This is a genomic window from Halpernia humi, assembly GCF_900108025.1.
In the GTDB taxonomy this organism is placed as follows: domain Bacteria; phylum Bacteroidota; class Bacteroidia; order Flavobacteriales; family Weeksellaceae; genus Halpernia; species Halpernia humi.
In genome coordinates, this window is the sequence record NZ_FNUS01000001.1 from 362,105 (window position 1) to 377,343 (window position 15,239).

The following is a 15,239-nucleotide window of genomic DNA, read 5'->3' on the forward strand; positions in this document are numbered from 1 at the left end:
TTTTTAAAAACTATAAAAAATTGTAAAATCAATTAATTAATATTTTAAAGTTTTGCTTGTCTGCTTTTAAGAAATAAATTCCTTTCGATAAGCGCGAAACATCAATAAAATTCTTTCTTCGGAATGGCATATTTTCTTTTAAAATTTCTCTTCCTGATGCATCTATAATTTGTACGATTTTTATTTGATTCAATGTTGCACTTTGAAAATATATTTTACCACCACTTACCGGATTTGGATAGATTTTAATACGTATCTCTGGAGAATTTGCCAAATTTTTCACTGCTAAAGTCCCTAAATCTGTGCAAAAATTTACAGGATGTTTTTCCCATTCGTTAATGTTAAATAAATCTGAAGGTTGTTTCACAGAATTTAAACGGTATAGAGAAACGTTTCCTAAATCATTATAATTATTAATGTCTTTAGAACCGAGCGCATCTACAGTATTGCTTTTGTAGCGTAATTCTACGTAATTACTCCCATTAAAAGTCATTTGAGGTGCAGCAGACTGAAATTTTGCGTCATCATTTTTGAAACAACTAAAAGCGGCTCTGGGGTTTAAAACTACAAAGGTCTCATTATTCGCGGCAACACCTTCCAGTTCTAAAGAAGCGGGGAAATAGTAACTCGTGCTGCCCTCAAACTGAATACTTAAATTATAATCTTCCAAGTTGACAGCATGACCTGTTAAATTAGTGATTTCTATGGCTTTATTATCATAAGTGCCTTCTAAATATTTAGTAATCATTAAATCTTTTGCGTAAATATCTGTATCGTATGTTTGAACTGGTAAAATATTAGTTTCAGCCGATTCTTCGTACGCATTGTTATAAGCTTTTACGGTAAAATTGTAATTTGTGGAAGGATTCAAGTGGTCAACTGTAAAAGAATTCGTTGATGAAGAACCCACTAAAACGCCGTCTTTAAAAATTTTATAACCAATAATAGAAGGGTCGGAAGGGGCTACCCAGTTTAAGTTTACGAAATAAGCACTCACTTTAGACGCGGTTAACGTGGTGGGAACTTGTGGCGTAGTGGTACTTAAAGTTTGATCCCAAATAAGATTTACCCATTCTGGATGATCTATAAAAGGATTTCTATTTTTTTGGATTTTATAAATGGCGTTGTTACGATCTATTTCGCGTTGAGATACTGGATCTAACTGATTCCAAACTTTCATCAAATTGATAAAAGAACTATCATAAGCGCGTTCTTCAGTACCATCTAAAGGGCTTTGGTCTTTTTTCGGATCTGCATTTGTTACAATTTTAAAACCGCTTAATTTACTTTCATATCTTACGGCGAAATATAAAATACTTCTTGCAACATCTCCTTTAAATTCGTCTATTGGCTCATAAACTCTGCCTGTGTAAATGGCGTCTGGTGTTGCATTGCTTGCAACTTCAGAGCCATTCGTAAAACTGTGATAAACCGTTTTTCCGCCTACACCGTAAGGGTAATTACTTCTAAGTTGGTTAATTCTTGCATCTGCAGGCACTATAAAATTCAAATCAGAAACCATAGGATATTCGCTGTAGAAAGTACTTTGCGGCATCATGTGTTCTTTGTTCCAACCTTGTCCTTCTGCACTTGCAGAACTTATATTTTGCGTAAAATCATATTCGTAAGCATCTGGTCCGGTGGGATTTTCAGAATAAATATCTAATACAGAATTGTCGTTTTCATAATATTTATCGGCATCAGTTTGGGGATAAAAACTGCCCAGTTCACCATAATTCCAACTGATGATTTTATTAGAAATAATATGGTGAAGTTCAGATTTTAATTTGTATCCTGTTAAGCCATTTGTGCTGTCGTAGTATCCAGCGGGAATTTGTGCAACTAAAGAAATTGAAAATAGTAGAAAAAATAGAAGTTTTTTCATGAAATTTAATATTTTAAATAATTTTTGTCTTAAAAATTTTGCCGTAAATTTAGTTCTTTCTTTTTTTATTTCAGTTCATTTTCGTTTATTTTTAGTTCGAATCAATTTTATTTTTTCCTTTTATGTTAAATAATAAAATCGAAAGTAGAAAGGTTCATTACTAAAATTCTCGTAATCTTTAGATTTGTAGATTAAAAAAAAAGCCCTAATTTTAAGCAAAGAAAAATTTAAAATGATAGACAAAAGAGTCGCAAACGTAGAAGACGCTTTAGCAGATATAAAAGATGGACAAACCATTATGCTCGGCGGTTTCGGACTTTGCGGAATTCCCGAAAACAGTATAGCAGAACTCGTTAAGAAAAACGTCACTAATCTTACATGCATTTCTAACAATGCCGGAGTTGACGATTTTGGTTTGGGTTTATTACTTCAGAAAAAGCAAATCAAAAAGATGATTTCTTCTTACGTCGGTGAAAACGCAGAATTTGAGCGTCAAATGCTTTCTGGGGAATTAGAAGTAGAACTCACACCACAAGGCACTTTAGCCGAAAAATGCCGCGCTGCACAAGCCGGAATTCCCGCTTTTTATACGCCTGCAGGTTATGGAACAGAAGTCGCAAAAGGCAAAGAAACCAAAGAATTTCACGGTAAAATGCACATTTTAGAACACGCTTTTGAAGCCGATTTCTCCATCGTGAAAGCCTGGAAAGGCGATCACGCCGGAAATTTAATTTTTAAAGGAACTGCCAGAAATTTTAATGCACCAATGTCTGGCGCGGGAAAAATTACCATTGCAGAAGTAGAAGAGTTGGTAGAACCGGGCGTTTTAGATCCCAATGAAATCCACATTCCTGGGATTATGGTGCAACGCATTTTTCAAGGTGAGAGGTTTGAGAAAAGGATAGAGCAGCGGACGGTGAGGAAGAAATAATATTTGTGATGAAAATAAAAAATATACTATTACTTTTCACCTTATTTTCTTTTACAAGTTGTCGTGAAATAAAAACTAATGATCCAAATGAAGTTTATAAATTTTGAACTGGAACTAATCCAAATTCTGATTTAAAATTAATTAATGGACATTATTGGCAATCTGTTCATTGGACAAAAGAATATGTTATGTTTTTAGAATTTTCACCAAAAAGATTTTGGTCAAGTGAATTTATTAAGCAAAATAACTTAATTCTTGATTCTACGAAAAATAACGAGTTTACAGAGTCAAAGCCAAGTTGGTTTAAACCATCAAAGGATTCAAAAAAATACAAAATAGATGGTGATTTTGATCAAGGTTCAAGATATTTTATCGATGAAAAAACTGGGATTTGCTTTTTTTATGAAATTCAATTGTAAATTATTTGCTCTAAAAAATTAAATCGCCTAATTAAAGTCAACTTTTCAAACCTTCCGTTCCCCAATTTGTTGTCGCCACATCGCATAATACAAACCTTTTTCGGCTAAAAGATTTTCGTGTGAAGCCATTTCTATCACTTGTCCTTTTTCTAGCACGTAGATTCGGTCAGCGTGCATAATGGTGCTTAATCTGTGAGCAATAAGAACGGTGATTTGTTCTTTTTCTTTAGAAATTTCTCTTATCGTAGAAGTAATTTCTTCTTCTGTAATGCTGTCTAAAGCGGAAGTGGCTTCATCAAAAATAAGCAAATGTGGTTTTCTCAATAAGGCTCTTGCGATGGCAATTCTTTGTTTTTCGCCACCGCTTAATTTTAAACCGCCTTCACCAATTACGGTTTCAATTCCGTTGTCGGCTCTTGCAATTAATCCTGTACAACTAGATTTTTGTAAAGCCATTTGCAAATCGTCGTCTGTTGCATTTGGGTTTACAAACAAAAGATTTTCTTTTATCGTGCCCGCAAAAAGTTGCGTGTCTTGCGTTACAAAGCCAATTTGATTTCTAAGTTCATCAAAATCAAATTCTTTTCCGTTGATATTATTATAAAAAATTTCACCTTCTTTTGGTCTGTAAAGTCCTACTAATAATTTAACAAGAGTACTTTTTCCAGCGCCACTTGGCCCAACAAATGCTATTGTTTCACCATTTTTTACTTCAAAAGAAATATCGTTTAACGCTTTGAAAGAAGCCGATTGGTGTTTAAATGACACATTTTTAAATTCTAGTTTTTCAATCGCACCAATTTGTTTTGGGGTTTGAGGTTTTTGCTCTACCGGTTTTTTCATCAATTGATCGAAATTATGCAGAGAAGCCTGCGCTTCACGATAAGAAATAATGATGTTGCCAATTTCTTGCATAGGTCCGAAAATAAAGAAACCATAAAAAACTAAAGATAAATATTGACCTGGTGTTACAATGTTTTTAAATATTAAAAATAATAATGTAAAAGTGATGGTTTGCTGCAAAAAATTCACCATCGTTCCTTGTATAAAACTTAAAGATCGTATGTTTTTAACTTTCTTCAGTTCTAATCCTAATATTTTGTAAGTATTGTTATTCAGACGTTTAACTTCCTGTTTCGTTAATCCTAAACTTTTAACAATCTCAATATTACGCAAACTTTCTGTGGTGCTTCCAGCCAAACTATTGGTTTCGGTAACGATTGTTTTTTGTATGTGTTTTATTTTTTTACTTAATAAATTGGTGATAAAAGAAATGATTAAAATCCCAACGACATAAACTGGCATTATCGACCAATGCAAACGAATGGCGTAGATGGAAACGAAGATGATACTTACCAAAATCCCAAAAAACACATTGATGAAATTGGTGATAAATTTCACAGAATCTTCCCGAACTTTGGTTAAAATCGACAAAGTTTCGCCACTTCTTTGGTCTTCAAATTCTTGATAAGGCAACGCCATAGAATGCTGCAAACCGTCCGTAAAAATATTTGCGCCAAATTTTTGCGTAATCACATTCACTACATAATCCTGAAATGCTTTTGCAATTCTACTTACCATCGCAGTTCCAATTAATAAACCAAGAAAATAAAAAACGCCGTGGTACAAATCCGTCCCATAAAAAAATTCGTTTAAAGTTCTGGGTATTTTTTTTGCGGTGTCAAAAAAATTAGGATGTGTAACCAACTGATCTAGAATATTTCCAGTAATTGCAGGGCCAAATAGAGAGAAAACCTGGTTCACAGTCGCTAAAAATAAGGAAAGGAAAAGCAACCATTTGTGAGGTTTTAAATATCTTAATAATGTTTTCATTCTTTTAAAATAGTAAGTTGCAAAAATACTGATAAATTACTTGCTTTTTGTTGAATTTTCTTCGGTTGTGGTTTATTATTAATTGAATTTTTTTTAAATTGCAATACAACATTTTATTATGCTCACAAAAGAACAAATCGCCCAAAGAATTTCGAAAGAAGTGAAAGACCGCTATTATGTTAATCTTGGAATTGGTATTCCGACTTTGGTTGCGAATTATGTTCCAGACAACATTAACGTTGAATTTCAAAGTGAAAATGGCGTGCTTGGAATGGGTCCTTTTCCTTTTGAAGGTGAAGAAGATGCCGATTTAATTAATGCTGGAAAGCAAACAATTACGGCACTTCCGGGCGCCTCTTTTTTTGATTCTGCTTTTAGTTTTGGTATGATTAGAAGTCAAAAAGTAGATCTTACTATTCTTGGCGCAATGGAAGTTTCCGAAAAAGGTGATATCGCCAATTGGAAAATCCCCGGGAAAATGGTGAAAGGAATGGGCGGCGCGATGGATTTGGTAGCTTCTGCGGAAAATATTATTGTTGCGATGATGCACGTTAATAAAAAAGGTGAATCTAAAATTTTGAAAAATTGTACTTTACCTTTAACTGGCGTAAATTGTGTGAAAAAAATAGTTACAGAATTAGCGGTTTTAGAAGTTACGCCAAATGGTTTTAAACTTTTAGAGCGAGCGCCCGGCGTTTCTGTGGATGATATTATAAATGCAACCGAAGCGGATTTAATTATTGATGGTGAAATCCCTGAAATGCAATTTTAAATAAAAAAGAAAATTAAGAATTTAAATTTTCAAATTTAATTTTAAGGCTCAAAACTTTCAAATTTTCCATTGGAATAAAACATCACGATTTTTTTTAATATAACTTTTTCATTATCAGTTGATTGCAAATTATTTTTATCAAAATTTTGCTCTAATCGTTGAGAATCGCTTATTTTCATTTTATCTTCATCTTTATTCGGAATAGAGAATTCTCGTGGCGTTTCTTTTTTAATTTTATCTTCAGATTCAGTGATACCAAATTGGTCGTCATCAATTAGACTAAATAAGTCGGGTAGTGCAACTGGTTTTTTAGGGTTCTCATTTTTCGCACTTTCCTCTAACTCGGATTTTTTTGAAACCAAAATCATCTCACCTTCGCCATTAATGAGCCAATCCCAACTGATTTCTGGAAATCTTGCTTTTATTTTGGTTACAAATTCTAAAGACGGTTTATTTCTACCAGAAGTGACGTGTGAAATACTAGAGCGTTGCACTTCAATTTCATCTGCAAATTCAGAAGATGTAAAACCACTGTATTCCAAAATTTTTCCAATTCGATCATTCAAATTCATTTCTAAATTTATTTTAATGAATTACAAATGTAAAACATTAAATTTTTTAATAAAAATACATTTGTAACAAATGTTAATTACAAATGTAAATAGAATTATAAAATATTCATTAGTAATAAGTTAAAGATAAAAATATTTAAAAATAAATAATTAACTAATGTAATTTAATAAATTGAAACAAAGTTTTGTGAGAAAATATTTATAAAATAAAATCTGTTAGAATAAAAAAACCTCAATTTACTGAGGTTTAATTGTAAAAGATATCAAGATTTTAGTATCGTCTATCTTCGTCGCCTGGATCATATTTTAATTTTCTATCTTTTATTTTCACAGGATTTAGAAGCGAGGCTACAATACTGCTGCCTAAAATAACAATAATAATTAGCAACGAATGGGTTGTTTTGAAGCCTAATGCGTCCATTTGGCTATGTAAAATCATTTTCAAACCGATGAACGTTAGCAAAGCAGCAAGGCCTATTTTTAGGTACCTTAATTTATCTATAACACCGGCCAATAAAAAGAACATGGAGCGCAAACCGATGATGGCAAAAATATTAGAAAAAAATACGATATAAGGATCTTTTGTGACCGAAAATATGGCTGGAATGCTATCTACTGCAAAGATTAAATCTGTAAATTCTACGATTACTAAAACCAAAAGGAGTGGTGTGATTTTACGAACTCCGTTTATGACTACCCAAAATTTATCGCCCACAAAATGATTGTGCACTTTAAAATATTTGTTTGCAAATTTTACAACAGGATGATGGTGCGTGTCGATAGTTTCTTCTTTATTGCGATCGATAAACATTTTGACACCGGTGAATATTAAAAAAGCGCCAAACACGTATAAAATCCATTCAAATTTGGTGATTAAAGCGGCACCTAAAAAAATAAACGCAAAGCGCATTGCAATTGCACCTAAAATACCCCAAAATAAAACCCGATGGTAGTTTTTCTGAACCACATTAAACGACGTGAAAATAAGCATAATTACAAAAATATTATCCACAGAAAGTGCATATTCAACTACATAACCGGTCAAGAATTCTAAACCTAAATTTTGATTATATAAGTCTAAACTAGATTGAAAGTCTGAATCAATAACCTTAACGGGTTGATGGTGCTTAAGAATGACACTTTTTAATTCTGCAATATTACCAATGCCATGAATAAGATGCCCATAGGTAAGTAGAAAAAAGTAAAAAACCATTGCCAACGCAACCACTGCAAAGCTCATCACGCCGGCCTGTTTAAGCGAAATATTTTCGGTTTTTTTACTTAATAATCCCAAGTCAAATGCCAAGAGCAATCCTATAAAAAGAAGAAAGCCAAGCAAAAATATTAATTCACTACTCATTTAAAAACTTTAATCACAAAGATAACTTAAATCCAATTTAAACTAAAATATTACAAATGTAAAATCGTTAGAAGTTTAATTTTATTTGTGCATAACTTGTTTATGTGTCTTTTCTACAAATGGCTAAAACTTGCAACTTTTCCACTTAAACTTATTTTAATATTAAACTTTAAATAAATTTTATAAAGAATTGATTTAAAGTAATATATGATTTTTAATTATAAATAATGCAATTAACAATAATATCAACAGACAAACTGTCATTTTGCTTTGTTTAATAAATTTACAAATGTATTATTTTGACTGTTTTATAAAATAGATTAAATTTGAAAAATGTAAATTGATAAAAATGAATGAAGATTTTACTTATCGGAAAAATGCCCTTTTCCCACAGCGTTATATTTCCCCAAAAAAATTATTTATTTTCTTACAAGAGAATTATGGCGATTATATTTCGGAAGTTGGAAGTTCCACGCTGCACCAGCCTATCTTCAAATTTTCTTTCGGAACAGGAAAATTGAGAATTGCCGCTTGGTCGCAAATGCACGGCAATGAATCTACAGCGACTCTTGCAATGTTAGATTTGCTTTATTCCATTGAACAGGATAGAAAATTGAAATTAGAATTAGAAAATCAAATCTCTTTAGATTTTATTTTTATGCTAAACCCAGATGGTAGCGAAAAATGGACGCGCAGAAATGCTTTAGATATTGATTTGAATAGAGATTTTAATCAGGAATCTAGTTTAGAAATTAAGATTTTAAAGCAATTAATAGAAACCGGGAATTATGATTATGCTCTAAATCTGCACGATCAACGAACGATTTTTACAACAGATGGCATTCATCCTGCAACGCTTTCTTTTCTCTCTCCGTCAGAAAATATTGAACGCGAAATTACTCAGACTAGAAAGAAAAGTATGGCCATTATTGCATTCATTTATAATCGATTAGATATTAAATTAAAAAATCAGATTGGGCGCTATTCTGATGAATTTTATCCCAATTCAGTAGGAGATAATTTGATGAAAATGGGTATTCCAACAATTTTGTTTGAAGGTGGTCATTTTCAAAATGATTATATCCGAAATGAAACTAGAAAATTTTATACAATTGCTCTATATTACGCCATTTCTGGAATGATTGAGTTAAAAGATTCCACAGAAAATTTTGAAACTTATTTCGAAATTCCTGAAAATAGGGAGACGCATTTCGATGTTATTTATAGAAATGTAAAACTAAATACAGATTTTCATTGCATATTAGATGTGGCAATTCAGTTTCGGGAAGAGTATAAAGGTGGAGACGAAATTGAATTCACGCCAATTGTAGTAGAAGTGGGTGATTTGGGCAAAAAGAAAGGCTGGAAAGAAATAGATTGTACGGGAAAATTCTTTAAATCTGAAAAAAAATTTCCAAAACTAAATGAAATTCAGAATTTTGAAATAATTTAAAAACAATTTTGAGATAAAAAAATACCTTCAAAAAATTTGAAGGTATTTTTAATATTTTTAGTAATCTTTATTCGAATCTTTCAACTACTTTTTGCGTAACACCAGCGGAACTGAAGCCGCCGTCATTAAATAAATTTTGCATCGTTACCATTCTTGTTAAATCAGAAAACATGGCCACACAATAATTAGCGCAATCTAAGGCATTTGCGTTTCCAAGTGGAGACATGGCTTCTGCATAACCTAAAAAGCCACCAAAACCTTTTACACCACTACCAGCAGTTGTTACAGTCGGAGATTGCGAAATCGTATTTACCCGAACTTTTCTCTCGCCCCAATAATAGCCAAAACTACGTGCAATTCCTTCTAAATATGCTTTGTTATCTGCCATATCATTATAATCTGGGAATGTTCTTTGCGCTGCAATATAAGTTAATGCTAAAATAGAACCCCATTCATTCATACAATCTTTTTCCCACGCTACGCGCATTACTTTATGAAAAGACACTGCAGAAACATCCCAGCCTTTTTGTAACCAATCGTAGTTTAGATCTGTGTAATGTTTGCCTTTTCGCACGTTTACAGACATTCCGATGGAATGCAAAATAAAATCTAACTTACCAAATTTTGCAATTGCAGCATCAAATAATTTATTCAAATCTTCTAAAGAAGTAGCATCCGCGCCAATTACATCAGAGCCTGTTTTTGCGGCCAATTCATCCATTTCACCCATTCTCATTGCGATGGGAGCGTTGGATAGTATAAATTCTGCACCTTCTTCGTGGCATCTTTCGGCCACTTTCCACGCAATGGATTGGTTATTCAATGCGCCAAAAATAATTCCTTTTTTTCCTTTTAATAATCCGTTGGACATAAACTATAGTTTTTTACAAATTTAAAATATTTTATGACTTAATCATAAAAAAAAGGAACTGAATTTTTCCAGTTCCTTTTTTAATATTAATTAGAGGCTTAATTTGTGGCCTTTTTAATTTCGGCTTCAGCATCTACAGACGCGTCTTTGGCATTCTCCCAAGCATCATTTGCAGCATCCTTGGTGTTTTCCCAAGCATCAGAAATATTACTTTTTGCACGGTCTAGCCAACCTTCTTTTGTGGCTTCTTGGTCTTTATTTCTTTGCTCGTTTATGTAGGCTTTTGCTTTATCTGCCATTTCGTTTACTTTCCATTTTACATCGTTTGCGGCATCTTTTAGTGAATTTTTCGCTTCATTTACTGCATTTTCCGCATTGTTGTAATCTTGATTTTCCATAAAATAAATTATTTTTTTAGTTAATATATAAAGATCTTATTGGTCTTTTAAATTCAAATACTATTCCATTAATTTTTATTCATTAATTAAAGGGAAAATTGAATGTTTTATTTTAATTAATTTTAGCCTTAAAATAATTAATGAAAAAAATAAGATGCAATTGGTCTGAAAAAGATGATCTCTACCGAAAATACCACGATGAAGAATGGGGAAAACCAGTTTATGATGACGCTACGATTTTTGAATTTTTACTGTTAGAAAGTTTTCAGGCAGGATTAAGTTGGTACACGATTTTAAAAAAACGAGAAAATTTTAAATCGGCATTCGATAATTACGATTATAAAAAAATCGCAAAATATCAGCAAGAAAAAATTGATGATTTAATGACTGATAGCGGAATTATCCGTAATAAATTAAAAATTTTAGCAACTATAAATAATGCGCAAAAATTTCAGGAAGTTCAAAAAGAATTCGGAACTTTTTCTAAATATATTTGGAAATTCGTGGGTGGAAAACCGATTATTAATCATCCAAAAACACTACAAGAAGTTCCTGCAACCACCGAAATTTCTGATTTAATTTCTAAAGATTTAAAAAAACGTGGTTTCAAATTCCTTGGTTCTACTGTTGTTTATGCACACATGCAAGCAACTGGTTTGGTGAATGACCATTTAGAATCATGTTTTGCGAAATAAAAAAACCGTCTCAAATTCTATTTTGAGACGGTTTAAAATTATTTTTTTATTTTTTCAAGGAAATATCTTACAATGAAGACGATTCCTACGGCTAGAAGAAATCCGCGCAGAAAACTTAAAATTTCTCCTTCGCCATAAACGAACAATAAGATACTTATTAAAAAAGCAATTAATCCGATATAGAGTTTAAATATTTGGGGCATTTTTCTATTTTATAATTCTTTCTAAAACCCATTCTATCATCATTTTTTCGGATTTTTTGTGATCGGCAGAAAATTCGCCGCGGCGTCTGTTTGCAATCACACACGCAATTGTAGTGGCATCATGGCCTAATAATTTAGACAAACCGTAAATGGCGGAAGTTTCCATTTCAAAGTTAGAAATACCGAGTTCATTTAATTGTTCTAAAAATCGATCGTCTAATGCTCTTAAACGCAATTGTCTTCCTTGCGGCGCATAAAAACCAGGAAAAGTAGCGGTGTTCCCGATGTATTTTGCATCTTTAAACAATTCAGAATTTTTCTTAGACCAATCTGAAAAATAAAGCATTCCTTTTATTTTTTCATAAGGAAAACCAGCCATGAAATTTTTAGAAAATTCATTTTCAAAATGGTAATCTTGGTAAAAATGGAGCAGTCCGTCTAAACCAACCACGTTTTCTGTTACCAATAAATTATCAACTTCAATATCTGGATTTACACTGCCGCAAGTTCCCAATCGGAAGAGATTTAAACTTTTATGCTCGGTTTTTATTTCTTTTTTCTGAAGATCAATATTTACCAAAGCATCCAACTCGTTCATTACAATGTCAATATTTTCCGTACCAATTCCGGTTGACATTACGGTAATTCTTTCGCCGCGCAAAGTTCCTGTTTCGGTGTAAAACTCACGTTTATTTTTTTTAACTTCAACAGTATCAAAGTATTTTGAAACCTTCGGCACACGATCAGGATCGCCAACTAATATAATTTTATCTGCCAAATCTTCTGGCAAAATATTTAAGTGATACACGCTTCCGTCTGGATTTAAAACCAATTCGGATGCCGCTAATTTATTTATCATAATTTTTTATTTAATTTTTTATTAAGAGATCATAGACGAATAGATAATAGATTTTAAGACTTTACAATCGAAAGTGAAACACAATTTCTAAAATCATTCATCAATCATCTTTCATCAATCATCATTTAACCTCCAACTCTTTTTGTTTTATAACCCATTTCTTTCAACATTACCATTATTTTATCTCGGTTATCGCCTTGTATAATGATGGTTCCATCTTTTTCTGAACCGCCAATTCCTAATTTAATTTTTATTTTTTTAGAAATAATTTTTAAATCTGCTTCACTTCCCTCAAAACCTTCTATTAAGGTAACGGGTTTTCCATGCCTTCCTTTTTTTTCAAATTTACAAATAAGGGGTTCTTTTTGCACAAATTTTTCTTCGGGCATTTCAAAATCTTGCTCTTCATGCTCCGGGAAAAGATTTTTTAGTTGATCTCTTAAATCCATTTTAATTTTTTGGCTTAAAAATGTAAATTTACTAATAAAAAATATCGTAGCGAAATCCTTACCTTTGCAAAAATATCAAGACAATGCCCAGAGACAGCAAACCTTCCTCAAATAATAGAAAATCTTCAAAACCATCTGGTTCTAGAGGTTCTGAAAGATCAGAAAAACCATCAAAACCAAAGTTTGAGAAAAAAATAGAAAAAAGAGAACCGAGAATTTTAAATAATTCTGAAGTGAACGCTTTTGAAAAATCTTTTACAAAATCTCCAAGCAGAAGTTCTGGTAAAAGGGTAGGCAAATCTTTTGATAGCAGTTCGAAATTTGAAAAAGGCGATTACAAAGCCGGTCCGAAAAAAGTTTTTAAAAACTACGATAAAAATTTTGGAAAAGATATGTCTGCCGAAAAAACCAAATCTTTTGTTTTAAAAAGAAGGTTTGAAAAATTGGCAAATGAAGTTCCAAAAGATACCATCAGATTAAATAAATATATCGCCAATTCTGGTATATGCAGTAGGAGAGAAGCAGACGAACTCATCACGCAAGGTTTGGTAGAAGTAAACGGAAAGGTTGTGGTAGAAATGGGTTATCAAGTTGAAAAAACCGATAGAGTTGTTTTTGACGGCAACAGCATCACGCCAGAAAAACCTGTTTATGTTTTATTAAATAAACCAAAAGGCTATATTTCTACAACCAAAGATGAAAAAGCCAGAAAAACTGTAATGGATTTGGTTGCAAATGCCTCGCCGTACAGAACTTTCCCGGTCGGAAGATTAGATCGGCAAACAACTGGCGTTATTTTATTGACGAATGATGGGCATATTACAAAGAAATTAACACATCCATCATTTCACTTAAAGAAAATTTACCACGTTACTCTAGATAGAAAATTAACGAATGCAGATTTACAACAAATAAAAGACGGCGTTCGTTTAGAAGAAGGTATTGCTGAAGTAGACAGCGTTTCCTTCATCGAAGGAAAACCCAAAAACGAAGTGGGAATCGAACTTCACATCGGTTGGAATAGAGTTGTGAGAAGAATTTTTAGAAAATTGGGCTATGAAGTTGAACTTTTAGATCGTGTAATGTTTGCGGGTCTTACCAAAAAAAATATCAAACGCGGCCATTGGAGAATTTTAACAGAACAGGAAGTAAACAATTTAAAAATGTTGTAATAAAATGAATAGAGTATTTGTTTTTGGTTTATTATTATTTGCTTTTTTAGTTTCCGCCCAGCAGAGAAAGAAGTCTACTAATCTTAAAAGTAAAGTTACCAAAAATATAACTTCTAAAAACGGCTACACAATTTCAATTAATACCGAAAATAGTGACATTAAGGCACTTTCTTTAAAAGTATGTACTGGAAATATTAAGACAACTTTTGCTTTAGACAGTGCAAAAACTACCGGCCAAAAGCAAAAAATACTATTAAGAAAATCAAATAGAATCATCAGTTTCCCCGTTTTATTATCTACGCAAACTGCGGGTAATAATATCATGCTTTTTCTGAAAAATGGAATTGAAATTAATGGAAAACTAGATAGCAACCAATTGCAAAATATCACTGTAGATGATGATTTAAACAAGGATTTTATAAATTATCAAAAGGAAAATGATAAGCATAAAAAGATATTTTTAGCACAACAAATATTGGCAAAATATCCTGATGAAGGCGTTCAAACTTTTTTTCATTTTGAGATGGTAAGACTGCAAGCAAACGATAAAGTAAATTTAGAAAATGCAATAAAAAATACCGAAAACGCTATAAAATTTTCTAATAAAAATATTGCAATTATGCCAAATTCGTATATATTTTTAAATGAATATTTTAATAATTCTGATAATTATTTAGATGCGATTTTCAAAGATTTGAATTGCACTGATGCCAATTTTAAGTTTTATCTCAACTGGATTCTTAAAAATTTACAATATAGAAACTCTTCTGCAGAAGACACCCAAGATAAATACCAATACATTCTTAAAAATTACCTCAATACAACAGAATGTAAAAAAATGTTCGCTAGCGATATTGAAAAAATTAAGTTTCAATTAAAGGAAAATGAAGTTTTACCTTTAGATAAGCCGCTCCCAGATTTTAAAGTGAAAGATACGGCTGGAAAAATTTTCGATTTTAATTCATATTTAGCAACCCATAAAAATATTACTATTTTAATATTTTATGATCCAAATTGTGAACATTGCATAGAAAATGTACCGAAAGAAGTAAAAATAATCGACGAGTTAGAAAGCACATATAAAGTAAAATTAAATAAAATTGCAATTCTATATGTTGGCGCTTTAAGCCAATGGCAGCAGTTTATCACCAATAGTCATCTAGAAAATTGGGTAAATCTTACTTCTGGTAGCGATAAAGATTCAATTCCCAATATAATACCAATCAGTGGCACGCCTACATTTTTTATATTAGACAAAAACGGTAATGTTATCGTAAAAAATCTTAACCAAAAATTGCTGGTTAATGAAATTTTAAAAATGAAAAAAAAGTAGTTTTTTAGTTTAAAGATTAATACTATTTTTTTAA

The 15,239-nt window shown here is 31.8% G+C and carries 15 protein-coding genes; 7 read left to right on the plus strand and 8 right to left on the minus strand.

The window, feature by feature from the left end; translation table 11 throughout:
• Positions 1-28: 28 nt before the first annotated feature.
• Entirely contained in the window at positions 29-1,885 is a 1,857-nt protein-coding gene (locus C4S29_RS01730) for an endonuclease (protein ID WP_103912399.1), read from the minus strand.
• Between the two features lie 232 nt (positions 1,886-2,117).
• On the opposite strand from C4S29_RS01730, the gene C4S29_RS01735 reads away from it, so the two are divergent.
• Positions 2,118-2,816 (plus strand): CoA transferase subunit A, encoded by a 699-nt coding sequence (locus C4S29_RS01735; RefSeq protein WP_103912400.1) that lies wholly within the window; start codon positions 2,118-2,120, stop codon positions 2,814-2,816.
• A gap of 188 nt (positions 2,817-3,004) precedes the next feature.
• Positions 3,005-3,235 (plus strand): hypothetical protein, encoded by a 231-nt coding sequence (locus C4S29_RS01740; protein WP_103912401.1) that lies wholly within the window; start codon positions 3,005-3,007, stop codon positions 3,233-3,235.
• Positions 3,236-3,280: 45 nt separating this feature from the next.
• On the opposite strand, the gene C4S29_RS01745 is transcribed toward C4S29_RS01740, so the two are convergent.
• Positions 3,281-5,068, minus strand: coding sequence for an ABC transporter ATP-binding protein (locus C4S29_RS01745; RefSeq protein ID WP_103912402.1), 1,788 nt, complete (start codon positions 5,066-5,068; stop codon positions 3,281-3,283).
• Between the two features lie 118 nt (positions 5,069-5,186).
• Here C4S29_RS01745 and C4S29_RS01750 point away from each other — a divergent pair, with 118 nt between their 5' ends.
• Complete coding sequence (locus tag C4S29_RS01750) at positions 5,187-5,840, plus strand: CoA transferase subunit B (RefSeq protein WP_103912403.1); 654 nt, start codon at positions 5,187-5,189, stop codon at positions 5,838-5,840.
• 41 nt (positions 5,841-5,881) lie between these two features.
• Here the strand turns inward: C4S29_RS01750 and C4S29_RS01755 are convergent, their stop codons facing one another.
• Both C4S29_RS01755 and C4S29_RS01760 read right to left on the minus strand, forming a co-directional pair.
• Positions 5,882-6,412: a helix-turn-helix domain-containing protein gene (locus C4S29_RS01755; RefSeq protein WP_103912404.1), complete on the minus strand. Its 531-nt coding sequence runs from the start codon at positions 6,410-6,412 to the stop codon at positions 5,882-5,884.
• Positions 6,413-6,683: 271 nt separating this feature from the next.
• Positions 6,684-7,772, minus strand: a complete 1,089-nt coding sequence (locus tag C4S29_RS01760) for a TerC/Alx family metal homeostasis membrane protein (RefSeq protein WP_103912405.1) — start codon at positions 7,770-7,772, stop codon at positions 6,684-6,686.
• A gap of 349 nt (positions 7,773-8,121) precedes the next feature.
• On the opposite strand from C4S29_RS01760, the gene C4S29_RS01765 reads away from it, so the two are divergent.
• A complete protein-coding gene (locus tag C4S29_RS01765) occupies positions 8,122-9,225 on the plus strand; it encodes a M14 family metallopeptidase (protein WP_103912406.1) in 1,104 nt (367 codons plus the stop codon).
• 67 nt (positions 9,226-9,292) lie between these two features.
• Here the strand turns inward: C4S29_RS01765 and C4S29_RS01770 are convergent, their stop codons facing one another.
• Positions 9,293-10,096, minus strand: a complete 804-nt coding sequence (locus C4S29_RS01770) for an enoyl-ACP reductase FabI (RefSeq protein ID WP_103912407.1) — start codon at positions 10,094-10,096, stop codon at positions 9,293-9,295.
• A gap of 98 nt (positions 10,097-10,194) precedes the next feature.
• Positions 10,195-10,494, minus strand: coding sequence for a hypothetical protein (locus C4S29_RS01775; protein WP_103912408.1), 300 nt, complete (start codon positions 10,492-10,494; stop codon positions 10,195-10,197).
• A gap of 140 nt (positions 10,495-10,634) precedes the next feature.
• Here C4S29_RS01775 and C4S29_RS01780 point away from each other — a divergent pair, with 140 nt between their 5' ends.
• On the plus strand, positions 10,635-11,189 hold the full coding sequence (locus C4S29_RS01780; protein WP_103912409.1) for a DNA-3-methyladenine glycosylase I: 555 nt from the start codon (positions 10,635-10,637) through the stop codon (positions 11,187-11,189).
• A 207-nt stretch (positions 11,190-11,396) separates the two neighbouring features.
• Here C4S29_RS01780 and C4S29_RS01785 read toward each other — a convergent pair whose 3' ends face one another.
• Both C4S29_RS01785 and C4S29_RS01790 read right to left on the minus strand, forming a co-directional pair.
• Positions 11,397-12,251 (minus strand): nucleoside phosphorylase, encoded by an 855-nt coding sequence (locus C4S29_RS01785; protein WP_103912410.1) that lies wholly within the window; start codon positions 12,249-12,251, stop codon positions 11,397-11,399.
• Between the two features lie 125 nt (positions 12,252-12,376).
• Complete coding sequence (locus C4S29_RS01790) at positions 12,377-12,700, minus strand: translation initiation factor (protein ID WP_103912411.1); 324 nt, start codon at positions 12,698-12,700, stop codon at positions 12,377-12,379.
• Positions 12,701-12,783: 83 nt separating this feature from the next.
• Here C4S29_RS01790 and C4S29_RS01795 point away from each other — a divergent pair, with 83 nt between their 5' ends.
• Positions 12,784-13,872: a pseudouridine synthase gene (locus tag C4S29_RS01795; RefSeq protein WP_103912412.1), complete on the plus strand. Its 1,089-nt coding sequence runs from the start codon at positions 12,784-12,786 to the stop codon at positions 13,870-13,872.
• A gap of 4 nt (positions 13,873-13,876) precedes the next feature.
• Entirely contained in the window at positions 13,877-15,205 is a 1,329-nt protein-coding gene (locus C4S29_RS01800) for a TlpA family protein disulfide reductase (RefSeq protein ID WP_103912413.1), read from the plus strand.
• Positions 15,206-15,239: the final 34 nt, after the last annotated feature.

Excerpts from the sequence above, each read along its gene's own strand:
- C4S29_RS01740 (WP_103912401.1), top strand. The coding sequence starts at position 3,005 with ATGTTTTTAGAATTTTCACCAAAAAGATTTTGGTCAAGTGAATTTATT.
- C4S29_RS01735 (WP_103912400.1), top strand. The coding sequence starts at position 2,118 with ATGATAGACAAAAGAGTCGCAAACGTAGAAGACGCTTTAGCAGATATA.
- C4S29_RS01795 (WP_103912412.1), top strand. The coding sequence starts at position 12,784 with ATGCCCAGAGACAGCAAACCTTCCTCAAATAATAGAAAATCTTCAAAA.
- C4S29_RS01800 (WP_103912413.1), top strand. The coding sequence starts at position 13,877 with ATGAATAGAGTATTTGTTTTTGGTTTATTATTATTTGCTTTTTTAGTT.
- C4S29_RS01755 (WP_103912404.1), bottom strand. The coding sequence starts at position 6,412 with ATGAATTTGAATGATCGAATTGGAAAAATTTTGGAATACAGTGGTTTT.
- C4S29_RS01770 (WP_103912407.1), bottom strand. The coding sequence starts at position 10,096 with ATGTCCAACGGATTATTAAAAGGAAAAAAAGGAATTATTTTTGGCGCA.
- C4S29_RS01775 (WP_103912408.1), bottom strand. The coding sequence starts at position 10,494 with ATGGAAAATCAAGATTACAACAATGCGGAAAATGCAGTAAATGAAGCG.
- C4S29_RS01760 (WP_103912405.1), bottom strand. The coding sequence starts at position 7,772 with ATGAGTAGTGAATTAATATTTTTGCTTGGCTTTCTTCTTTTTATAGGA.
- C4S29_RS01780 (WP_103912409.1), top strand. The coding sequence starts at position 10,635 with ATGAAAAAAATAAGATGCAATTGGTCTGAAAAAGATGATCTCTACCGA.
- C4S29_RS01750 (WP_103912403.1), top strand. The coding sequence starts at position 5,187 with ATGCTCACAAAAGAACAAATCGCCCAAAGAATTTCGAAAGAAGTGAAA.
- C4S29_RS01790 (WP_103912411.1), bottom strand. The coding sequence starts at position 12,700 with ATGGATTTAAGAGATCAACTAAAAAATCTTTTCCCGGAGCATGAAGAG.
- C4S29_RS01765 (WP_103912406.1), top strand. The coding sequence starts at position 8,122 with ATGAATGAAGATTTTACTTATCGGAAAAATGCCCTTTTCCCACAGCGT.
- C4S29_RS01785 (WP_103912410.1), bottom strand. The coding sequence starts at position 12,251 with ATGATAAATAAATTAGCGGCATCCGAATTGGTTTTAAATCCAGACGGA.
- C4S29_RS01730 (WP_103912399.1), bottom strand. The coding sequence starts at position 1,885 with ATGAAAAAACTTCTATTTTTTCTACTATTTTCAATTTCTTTAGTTGCA.
- C4S29_RS01745 (WP_103912402.1), bottom strand. The coding sequence starts at position 5,068 with ATGAAAACATTATTAAGATATTTAAAACCTCACAAATGGTTGCTTTTC.